This window comes from Vibrio sp. 1F169 (genome assembly GCF_041439605.1).
Lineage (GTDB): Bacteria > Pseudomonadota > Gammaproteobacteria > Enterobacterales > Vibrionaceae > Vibrio > Vibrio tasmaniensis_A.
Genome location: NZ_JBGOOI010000106.1, coordinates 1 through 10,129, shown reverse-complemented (window position 1 = coordinate 10,129; position 10,129 = coordinate 1). Strand labels below are relative to the sequence as shown.

The following is a 10,129-nucleotide window of genomic DNA, read 5'->3' as shown; positions in this document are numbered from 1 at the left end:
GATTACTGTTGACAATGGGGAGTCCACATAAGATGCCCACAATGGTGCGGAGAGTACAATGACCACGAAAGAGCCTTGTCCAATCTCTTTCCGACTCTCGTTGCCTTTTGGCTACAGCGTATTAACCACTTCCGCTGTTTCATCACATAACGCGCCTTAAATGGATTCACATTACATTCATCATATTGACTCCCTAGCACTCACCCGATTTTGAGGTTATCAGGAGGAACATCCTCTCACGATTTTGCTCCCGCTCAGCCTAACGACCAAGCTTCGTTACGTTGTCAGAGCCGCTGCTTTATTCAGGATCTTAGGGTCATCTGGTGATACAGATGGTTCACTCTGCGTGGTGAACAACGCTTCATACGACTTCAGGTCGCACGGACAATTATGAGTTAGATAAATTGCAGTACAAATAAAAAGAGGTCTCCTTTACCTGTATTAGTTCCTATTAGCTCTGATAGGTCCCGAGGCGATAAGTGGGGGGACGTAAAGCAAACAGAACCAGCGTGGTAGGTCACGTCGATTCAGTGATTTAGTTATTACTACCACTGCGCTAATGGTGAAACGAGTCTTCTCTATGCCATTGAGATCGCTGCAAGGGTCTATCGATTCAATATTTAGGCTAGCTTCATGTTCCGTTGAGCTGCCCACATAACAAAAGTATCATTCGCCATGCAAAAGAGGTAGATATCTCATCTAAAACAAAAACAAGAGGCGCAATGCAGTGCCTAGCCATTGAGTAGAGAGGCATCAAGGTTTATGGTGAAGGTAAGTAGGAAGTAAAAAACCTTGTTCAGATGGGAAGCTTAGAGTATGGCGAAAGTTACACTTAGCGGTCGATACCAAGACGCCGAAAATCCTTGCTGCTGAGTTAAGTTTATCTAATGTTACCGGTGGAGAAGTGCTCCCGAACTTACTCAAATAAACACGCCGAAGTCTCATAGAGGTATCTGGCGATGGCGCTATGACACGAGGTCTTGTTACTATGCAATTCAGATTAAACTCGCGTTTGAGCTCATCCCCTTCCCGAAATCTCGCGGCTGGTTGCCCGGAGGTGTCCGGTTCCAATAAGTATTGGAAACAGCGGTCTGGTTATCACAAACGTTTACTTTCATAAACTTAGACATGCTCAAAGCGCTGTAGAAGCTTGGGATGCCTGAAACCTGTCGTATTGATTAAAAAGCATATCAAACGGTGAAAAATGGTCTCTCAACTGAATTACGCGACAAAGCGGCCGTGCTTTATTGTCTTCTATTTCACCCATCCTTCCAAAGCGCATCAAATTCTTGGGCTTCAAGGATGTCTTCAATGCGGCGACGAACTTTGGTCTGCTGCTTTAATTTTTCTGGCACGGTTTTACTTGGATATGGTAAGGCGTGGTTGGGTTTAAGCGGTATTTCCATGCGCTGATGGGCTGGTACGGTTCTTTTGTCCATGAGGTGTTCTCCTTATTATGAATCAATCCCACTATTTTAATATTTTGGCTGATGTCGTTCTCTTCAAGTTCATTCTGGGTGCGTGCTTGACGGGGCCTCATCTTCTTGAGGTGTAATGTATTTGGCGATGTGGTCAATTTCTTTTTTAACGACTTTGCTTTGAGTGGACGTTTTCAAAACAAGGTCTTCTGGATGTCTTGGAACCAATCCAAATTCAATTGAACTTCTGCGAGTCGCTTTTTGAGGATAAGGGTTTGACGAGCGTTTAATTGCGGTTGTTTCAAGGTTCGTTCGTAATATTGACAGACCGTGAGGGTGGTTTTGATGCTGAGGTCTATCTCACGGCTTAATTCTGTTGGTGCGAGAGAATGATTCATCAATTTTATACAAAACGAATCTCTATGCTGACAGGTGGCCACCGGTGTCGATAGCCAGTTAATTAGCGCTTGTTTACCAAGTTCGGTGATAGTGAAAGCGTTGCCTTTTGAAGCACAGTTCGCATGCGCTTCTATCCATCTTTCTTTGTGCAATACCTTAATCTCTCGATAAGTATGCTGTAGGACGGCGCTCCAATAATGGGATTGGTTGATTTCTTTGGTGACGCTGTAACCTGAGTGGGGTTTTTCATTTAAATACGTCAATATGACGTAACGTAGTGACATCTTTTTAGTTCCTTCAATTATTACAATGCGGTCGGCTTGAATGCGCTGAGATGTTTTCATCATTATTGGGGCGATTATTAACCTGACGTCTTTATGCTTCTTCCTGTCAGCTATCGCAAGAGGTTGAAGGGTAATTAATAATTAATAATTATCCGTTTTTTGATTTTGAGTTGTTGATAGGCTTTGTGGTAACCATACCGCTCTTTCCAATATTTATTTGAGCCGTATAACTTCTAGCTGCCCATTGCGAGATTTCTAGGATGGCCACGCTCCCAGAAGGCTGCCCCTTCTCTTGGGGGGAATAAGCGCAACGGCTCGCTTAATCTTAATAGCAGCGTGACACGATCTCGTGTCGTAAGCGCCATCACCAGATACCTCAAGGGTGCTTTGACGTGTTTGTTTCAGTAAGTTCGGAAGAACTTCGCCATAAACCTTAAGGCCAGTAGCATCAATGGCTAGGTACTGTATTGCTCCTCTCGTTTTAGTCTTAAATGAGACCTCAACTTGCTTTGTTCTACGACTGATGCAAGTGTAATGCGGACAACTTAATGGAACATGGGCAAGTCTAAATATCGAGTCGATAAATCCTTGTAGCGCTCTCAGTGGCCGCGTTTCACCATGAGCGCTGTCGTGAGAGCTAAATCACTAAACCGACGTGGTCTCCCGCGCTTATTCTGTTTGCTTTGCGCCCACCTGCTTATCGTCTCTTCATCAATCCATGAGGCTAAGAAGGAGAGTGAAGGTAGTTGCTCAGATCATAGGTTGCTGACTTATTTCCATTGAGTTGCGCAAAAAACCGAGGGGAATAAATTAAATCATAAATTAATTGTTTAATTGATGGGTTTTAAGCATTTTATCAAGATGACTACAGTCGTCACATTTATTTTAGTCATTATTATAGTTTCAAAGGATATTTGAGTGGAAACTCCAACTAGTTATATTTGTATTGTTATCGTTGTTCTGGGTCGCGCCTTAAGAGATGACTGCAAAGGTATATTTTTCAGACGTAATAAATTGTTTATTCATTTGCAGATAAATTTGGATAAATAGTTATCTTCCCTCATTAAAAAACGGAATTTAAGCGTTATTCTTTGATTTTTATAAACTCGAATCTAGCATGAAAACTTTAATTTATGAGGATACATTCATCATGCAATATGGACAATCAAGGATTGACGCTGCTTTTCAGAATTTTATAGACAGTTTAACTCAAGCAGATATTTGTAAGCTTCAATCCCAATTTTCAAAAAAGCCTCTGGTTTGCATCGCCGATATACTGCCAGAAAATTTGTGGCTTGAATTGAGTGAGGAAGCATCAAACTTAGTGGAACATTATGGCAAGCGAAAAAGCTTTACTTGTTGATAATCAAGTATTTAGATTCTACGAGAAGTTTGGCTTTCATGTTGCAGATATTAAGCCTATGTGGGTTTACGTACGCACAGACCATTAAAAGGCAATGGCATGGACATTACCACAATCTTATTATTTACAGCTTCAATTACGCTACTATCAATAGTACCTGGTCCAAGTGTGTTGCTAGTGATGATTCAAAGTATGGGGGTCGGGCTTAAGTCGGGTTTAATAACGACCTTAGGAATTGTCATAGGTGCTATGTTATTTTTTAGCATTGCATATTTTAGCATCAATACGGCACTTGCTCAGAACGGCGTCCAAGGAATCTATCACTTCGTACAATTTGTTAGTGCCATATACTTAGGGTGGATAGGCTATAGTCTAATTATGGCGGCTTCTCCTCATTTTAGTGAAACCGATATCTCAACGTCTGATTTATCAACAAAGGAATTTTTTGCCGGGCTATCTATAGCTATGGGGAACCCAAAAACTATCCTTTTTTATGCTTCTATCTTACCTAGTTTTGTTGACCTTACGAATAGTAATATCAGTGATTATATGATCTGTTTGGGGATTGTCGGTATTTCGACGGCACTAGTGCTTTCGATGTATGCTGTCATTGGTTACTGGATGCGGGCACATATAGTGTCAAGATACATTGAACAGTGGGGCAATAAAATTGCAGGATTTTTCTTTGTTTTAATGAGTCTTTACCTTATCTATCTTTTTTCGACGAGTCTATAAATTGGGGAAGCGTAACTGTTTGTAGAGTCTTTTCTTTCACAAAAATTTGGTGAGGGAAAAGTTGTCTTACCTTCATATGAATAAGTGTTTTCCTATTTGATAAGGGTGCTCTACACTTGTCAGACTGACTGGTTTGCTAAGTGACAAGAAATTAACTGGACTTAGATATTCAAGTGCCCTGTGCCTTCTTGTTCGGTAATAATTAACCTCGATGTATTCGAAGAGTGCTTGGCGCATATCTTCTCTCGTCATTATCGGCTCGTATTGGACGTTCTACTTTCATTAAGTGGAAACACTGGCGTTGACGCCCCTATATCAACACTTACGTCATAACTGAAAGGTCTTTGAATGTAATTGGGTAAAGTTAACGAACTATATAATGTTTCAAACACCTTTGTCTTTCCTTTATTGAAAGCCCTTTCCGCTTTGCTACATATAATCTTGTTTTTGACTAATACTGTTCTAGCTGCATTTTCAACCGCAAGCTCTTTCTCACTTAACTCAGAGTCAAAAACTCTCTTGGTGTGGCTCATGCTTTTTCCTTGAATTATTAAGGATGATAATTTTTCAATATAAATAAAACATAAATTATTTAAATGTTCTTATTGATTGATTGAAATAGTCTATTGTCAGTTTTACCAATTTTTTAATTCCATAAAAATTTTCAAAAAATCATATTTTAGGCGGGGGAATGGACAATGAAGTTTAAAATAAGCACTATTGGACTATCAATCGGAGCGGTATTATTTGCCAATAGTGCTAACTCTTTCTATTTTCTTTTGGATGAGGGGGAAGCATGTAAAACTACAACTCTTGAAAAAGAGGTTGATGATTTTCAAGAGGACATCTCACCGATATCAGAAAAAGAAACTCCCATTGGCCAAAAGATTACTAATGAAGAAATTGGTGAGGTTATACCAGAATTTGAAACCGGAGCAATGGAGTTGGCAGAGAAAATTGGTGGAGCTATTGCCGTTGTAAGTGGTGGATTAGAATTGCTTGACGGCATAGAAAATAAAAATGCTGATGAAATCACTGGTGGTGCCGTTCTTTTGGGCTCCTACATAGCACCGGAAATTGCAGGGGAAGTTATCGGCTCAATTTTCTCCGAGTCAATTGCGGAAGCTATAAACCCAGTTATAGGTGTTCTCATCGCTGAAGGGATTGCAATTTATGGTGATATAAAAATGGCTGGGGTCATCAACAAGATGGAAGAGTCCGATCGCACTTTGATGGGTGTCTACTCAAAAGCAATTGATAAAACAGACGCATCACTACTAAAGCTTAAAAAAATAATCCGAGGTGATAATGATGAGATTTATAATTATGAATATAAACATTTTGGAGAATTAACAGTTGAATTATATAAAAACAGTTTCCACAAATTAGCATATAGATTGATTAATGATAATTACTCTAATAGAGTAGATAAATATTTCAAAGATAACACAGTATCCACCCCAATAACCATGCAATTCGTTTCCAGTGAATTACCAGTAACTATTAGCCACCTAATCGGATTAAAGGAAAATTTAAAATACTGGTATTCAACCTCATTGACAGGGAAGAAATACATAAGTAGTTTCGGACATGTCCCATTAAATAATGCAAATTTCCATCCATTATATGAAGGCACAAACAGCATCCGATTTTCAAAATCGATAAAAAATGTTGCAATACCAAATATGCGTTGGTTGAATGATGTATTTTTCCCAGTTTTAGAGAGAACAGTAGATGTAATATATGACAATAGCGATCATCTTGTTGTTGAATTCAAAGATATGCTTACAGATACAAAATTTATCCATAGTCTTCAGGAATCAATGATAACCCCATATAATGATGTTCTAAAAAAATACTATTCTTGGTTATATTTTGGGCATCATATTTTGAAAAACCTTGATTATTCAGAGGTAAAGGTTGAAGAAGGTTTTCTTATTTTTATATCGATATTTATGCCAATTGAAAGCTCAATAATTCAAGGCTCTGTCATGAATGATATTAAATCCAAAATTGATGTTGCTCCATTTGTTTTTGCCATAACAAAGTCACTAATTAGCCAAGGCGTCGATGTGACTGATGAGACCAAGTTTACAAAATTAATTAATGATGCATATTCGAAAATTGGAGAGGAACATTCCACCCTTAAAAACAAAATTATGAGTTCTTATCATGCAGCTAAAGACCTGGTTAATACTAAATTAGTAGATAAATCAGAAATTTCATTAAAGCCAATCAGTCAAGAAAAATTAAATTCGCTTATTGAGAAAATCGATAAACATGTGGCTGATGGAAGCCTAAAGAAAAAGGTAGATGTTGCATTAAATGATGCTGTTTCATTAATGAGCCTACAAGGTGGTGATAACTATGAGACATCATTACGATTCATTGATTATGCTCAAATGACTAGCTCTATTCAAAATAGTTACTTTAACGTTGTGGGCGCATTAATCGATAATTACGTGAAGAAACTACAAAAGTTAAGTGATTGGGAAAATGAAGCCGCTGCTGTAATCTTGAGCGATTTACGTGACGACCTGGTTGCGCTAAATAAAAACAGTAAACTCGTAAATTACTCTTCTCAAGAAGTACATAAATATTCAAGCGGAAACTTTGATTGGCTAGCATTTAACTCAACTCCTTTTTTAGATGAAGATAATAATAAAATAATTAGGTACCTTGATGACACTATCAATTTATGGGTTCCTGTTTCTCAAACAGGACCACCCATGCGCCTGCATCACGCCAATTAGGTCGAATATTGTGATGGGAGCAGGGAAAAAGTATCTTAGATAAAGTTTTAAAAATGATTTTTTGAGTTGATTAACTAAAAATCAAGACTATAGGAAGAGGCACTAGTTTAATTAAATCAAAGGATAATCCATTTTGATGTCTAACGTTCGAGCGACCTAAGGTTAAGAGCAAGCGTATTTCTCTTGCGTCATGTTATCCAGACAACATTGTAAATACTAATGTGGTTCTTAAAGGTGCAGTGCTAAACAGGTAGAAGTGTGGTGAGAGATTTTAAGTCCAATAATCCGAACGTTAGGTGAATGTCCGCTTTTGTAGTTTCTGATGTTATTGAGGGGAATTACAATGGGTTGGCTTCTCCTTTCCCCGGATTACCATAGACCAATTACTCCTTGAAGAGGTGAATCATGATGGGAAGAAAATATAAAATTAAATATCTTATAAATACATTTTTGATATTGCTACTCTCTGCAATTTCATTTAGCTCGATGTCTGGGAGTCTTGAAATTGATGTAACTAAAATAAATCCAAGTGAATTAGACTCGATCAGGCCGAAAATAATAATTCAAAATGGGGAGGTAAGGCTTTCAAAAGTCGGCTTCTCTACTGAAAAGTTAGTTTTAGATAAACCCTTGGAACATTCAGAAGCTAGGAAAAAGCTATATGAGAATGTAAAAAGTATGCTTGAAAAGAACAAAAATATTTTAGCTGATATTGAGGAAGGTAAAATACCATTTCCAAATGAAAGTACTAAAAGTAGCGTAACAGAGGCATTGCAGTTCAATGACGATTTTTTAGAAAGTGCCTCTGATACCTTGGGCTCAGATGTAATAGATTCTAATAAATTATACTTTTCAACTTCATATAAAGGTGAAAATGTAGTGATTAGTGAGGTTAAGGATTGGACTGCATTAGAAAAAAGAAGCATATCTCAAGTGATGTCAGACCCCGATAACATTGTTAATACTAGGCTTAATAGACCGGGAGCGGTTAAAAGAGCGAGTGTTGAAAATGGTAGGGAGATAATTCGAGATTTAAAGAAAGGCGGAGGTGAAATAAAGAAGGTTACTGCTTTTATGATCTCGGATGTTCTTGAGACTAATTATCGAAGGATGGGTTTTTCAACACCTAACTGCTTTTAGTTAGGCATTACATGGCGCAAGAGGTCGCTAAAGCCAAACTGAAAGAGATAATTATGATGTTAATGCTCTCTGAATAAAGAAGAGGTAAAATAATTGATGTCAAAGCAAGCAGCAGCACAAATATATAGATAACTCGCCTTAAAATTGGATGTTTATGACAGAATAAAGCTCACCCACAGCACATATATATTGAATCAACTTGAAGGTGCAGGTTTGAGTACCTGAAAATTATCATTAATCTGAGATGTCAAAGAGCCTGCCATCTCTGGAAGAGTCACGAGAAAAAATTGGTCTATCGCCGCCTTGAAGTCTCGTTTAGTTTTGAAGTAAACGTTGTTTCTCGACTTCTCGTGGCTTTGTTGCAGTACTCAACCCACTTTGTCTTTTGACATCATTAAGCGACTCGGTAGCTGTCGGGCATACCAAGCTGTGTAAATCATGCCGCTAGCATCATTTCCTGTTGTTGTTTTCAAAGTATCTACTGTGTAATTGGGGACCTATAATGGCTTTGTAACGTTGCATCGCATTCTCTGACACATTCCTTTTGCCATACTGCTTTGTCTTTTGCCACCGTATGGGACCTAATGCAGAATACGCCACTAAATTTCTCATCCTTTTAGGATTGCGAGCGTCGTCAGCAAACAGATTATCTTTGGGAGGAATGATTATCGGCTTCAGGAAATTTGCTCGATAATGCGTCCTAGACGTCCTCGGTATCGTCCATTTTATCGGCTGAAACATGGTCTGCATCTATATCAATTTTTTCACACAGTGCCCCTACGGCCCCTCATTCGGTTTATATGTGGATTTGAATGCGGGCTTCTTAAGACCTAGTTGAGATAAGCGCTTAGAAGGAGAGGTATAGTCTGGACAGGCTAGATCTGCGTACCCCATTCTTTTTAATAGATTATCGATGAGACCTTGAAGTTGGCGTAGGGGCTGTTTGAAGACCAGTCTCAAATAATGGCACGCTCTTATTGTGCTATCAGGGTATTTGGGGGATGAGCCTGTTCCATCATAAGTGCGTTGCTCACTCTGCCAATTATCCATAGTGTCGCCTGATAATCAGATATCAATCCGCCCTCGGTCACGCAATATAATTGGTTTGTCGGTAGGTGTTTTTTTGAAGTGTTGACGCCTGGATTGATTGTGTTTGTAAGGTATGATTATGAGAGTGAATACATCAAGGTATGATAAGAATATAGGAAAAGGCTCTCAACTCAAAATTGGCGATTAAATGAGCGCTTCAACAAAGCCGCTCAAGAGCGACAAGAAAACTTTGGCACATTGAGAACCAGAGTCCTGGGCGTTAGACGTTATTTTCAAAGAAGATGAGCAACGTTGTATTTATGCAGTAGGCTCGGTGCTGAAATTAGAATTCAAGGTTATTTTATTTTTGAATATAATTTACATTAACTTATTAAATTATTAACTTATTAATTAATTTTTTAAATGTAATCATAATTTAGAATTAATTTCTTTTGTTTAATTTTAAATTAAGAGTTTAATAATGAAACGAGTTATATTTGACAATCATCCTTTATTATCGCAAGAAGAATTAGAAATGTTAGCTATGGTTGTAGGTGGTCGAGGAGAGGAGGGAGGGGCAAGTCGCCCGGGTCGGATTAAAAATGATCGTGATTTATATCGAGCTGGAAGCATGTGGAATTTACGGCTTCGTTAGGAATAAATTTTATAGGATAATTTTGAGGTTCTCAATTTCCAGTTAGCAATTTCTCCGTAAATCCTCGCCCGCTTTTAGGGCGAGGATAGGCTTTGTTGCGTAATTAAATTTAGAGATAGAGCTACTTCGTTTCGTGTGTTTCTTAGTCAATACGACAAGCTTTAGGCATACCTAACCCAGTAAGCTTGTTCAACGCTTTTATCATCGCGTAAGTCTCACCCACCTGCGCATTGTAATTTCTTAAGCTCAATCGTCCTCCTAGTAACTGTTTAACTCGATACATCGCTGTTTCTGAGAGTGAACGTTTGTGGTATCCATACCGCTCTTTCCAATACTTATTTGAGCCGTATAAT

The 10,129-nt window shown here is 38.4% G+C and carries 7 protein-coding genes and 5 pseudogenes; 5 read left to right on the top strand and 7 right to left on the bottom strand.

Annotated features, from left to right (window positions below):
- Nucleotides 1-508 precede the first annotated feature (508 nt).
- Nucleotides 509-658: pseudogene (locus tag ACED53_RS21940) on the top strand (transposase); the annotation flags it as partial.
- 601 nt (nucleotides 659-1,259) lie between these two features.
- Here the strand turns inward: ACED53_RS21940 and ACED53_RS21935 are convergent.
- From ACED53_RS21935 to ACED53_RS21925, 3 genes and pseudogenes are all read right to left on the bottom strand, one after another.
- Nucleotides 1,260-1,439, bottom strand: a complete 180-nt coding sequence (locus tag ACED53_RS21935) for a hypothetical protein (RefSeq protein ID WP_016800071.1) — start codon at nucleotides 1,437-1,439, stop codon at nucleotides 1,260-1,262.
- A gap of 173 nt (nucleotides 1,440-1,612) precedes the next feature.
- Nucleotides 1,613-2,164, bottom strand: a complete 552-nt coding sequence (locus ACED53_RS21930; protein WP_240798338.1) for a PadR family transcriptional regulator — start codon at nucleotides 2,162-2,164, stop codon at nucleotides 1,613-1,615.
- 173 nt (nucleotides 2,165-2,337) lie between these two features.
- Nucleotides 2,338-2,829, bottom strand: a pseudogene (locus ACED53_RS21925) (transposase); the annotation flags it as partial.
- A gap of 389 nt (nucleotides 2,830-3,218) precedes the next feature.
- Here ACED53_RS21925 and ACED53_RS21920 point away from each other — a divergent pair.
- Both ACED53_RS21920 and ACED53_RS21915 read left to right on the top strand, forming a co-directional pair.
- Nucleotides 3,219-3,464, top strand: a complete 246-nt coding sequence (locus ACED53_RS21920) for a hypothetical protein (protein ID WP_016800074.1) — start codon at nucleotides 3,219-3,221, stop codon at nucleotides 3,462-3,464.
- A gap of 99 nt (nucleotides 3,465-3,563) precedes the next feature.
- Nucleotides 3,564-4,199, top strand: coding sequence for a LysE family translocator (locus tag ACED53_RS21915; protein ID WP_102580066.1), 636 nt, complete (start codon nucleotides 3,564-3,566; stop codon nucleotides 4,197-4,199).
- A gap of 72 nt (nucleotides 4,200-4,271) precedes the next feature.
- Here ACED53_RS21915 and ACED53_RS21910 read toward each other — a convergent pair.
- Nucleotides 4,272-4,491 (bottom strand): annotated as a pseudogene (locus ACED53_RS21910) (IS3 family transposase); the annotation flags it as partial.
- Nucleotides 4,492-4,897: 406 nt separating this feature from the next.
- Here ACED53_RS21910 and ACED53_RS21905 point away from each other — a divergent pair.
- Nucleotides 4,898-6,952, top strand: coding sequence for a hypothetical protein (locus ACED53_RS21905; RefSeq protein ID WP_016800076.1), 2,055 nt, complete (start codon nucleotides 4,898-4,900; stop codon nucleotides 6,950-6,952).
- 405 nt (nucleotides 6,953-7,357) lie between these two features.
- Entirely contained in the window at nucleotides 7,358-8,092 is a 735-nt protein-coding gene (locus tag ACED53_RS21900; protein ID WP_016800077.1) for a hypothetical protein, read from the top strand.
- 194 nt (nucleotides 8,093-8,286) lie between these two features.
- Here the strand turns inward: ACED53_RS21900 and ACED53_RS21895 are convergent.
- From ACED53_RS21895 to ACED53_RS21885, 3 genes and pseudogenes are all read right to left on the bottom strand, one after another.
- Nucleotides 8,287-8,445 (bottom strand): annotated as a pseudogene (locus ACED53_RS21895) (IS630 family transposase); the annotation flags it as partial.
- Nucleotides 8,446-8,869: 424 nt separating this feature from the next.
- Complete coding sequence (locus ACED53_RS21890; protein ID WP_017100261.1) at nucleotides 8,870-9,142, bottom strand: transposase; 273 nt, start codon at nucleotides 9,140-9,142, stop codon at nucleotides 8,870-8,872.
- Between the two features lie 776 nt (nucleotides 9,143-9,918).
- Nucleotides 9,919-10,129 (bottom strand): annotated as a pseudogene (locus ACED53_RS21885) (IS5/IS1182 family transposase); the annotation flags it as partial.

Excerpts from the sequence above, each read along its gene's own strand:
- ACED53_RS21935 (WP_016800071.1), bottom strand. The coding sequence starts at position 1,439 with ATGGACAAAAGAACCGTACCAGCCCATCAGCGCATGGAAATACCGCTT.
- ACED53_RS21930 (WP_240798338.1), bottom strand. The coding sequence starts at position 2,164 with ATGATGAAAACATCTCAGCGCATTCAAGCCGACCGCATTGTAATAATT.
- ACED53_RS21920 (WP_016800074.1), top strand. The coding sequence starts at position 3,219 with ATGAAAACTTTAATTTATGAGGATACATTCATCATGCAATATGGACAA.
- ACED53_RS21915 (WP_102580066.1), top strand. The coding sequence starts at position 3,564 with ATGGACATTACCACAATCTTATTATTTACAGCTTCAATTACGCTACTA.
- ACED53_RS21905 (WP_016800076.1), top strand. The coding sequence starts at position 4,898 with ATGAAGTTTAAAATAAGCACTATTGGACTATCAATCGGAGCGGTATTA.
- ACED53_RS21900 (WP_016800077.1), top strand. The coding sequence starts at position 7,358 with ATGATGGGAAGAAAATATAAAATTAAATATCTTATAAATACATTTTTG.
- ACED53_RS21890 (WP_017100261.1), bottom strand. The coding sequence starts at position 9,142 with ATGGATAATTGGCAGAGTGAGCAACGCACTTATGATGGAACAGGCTCA.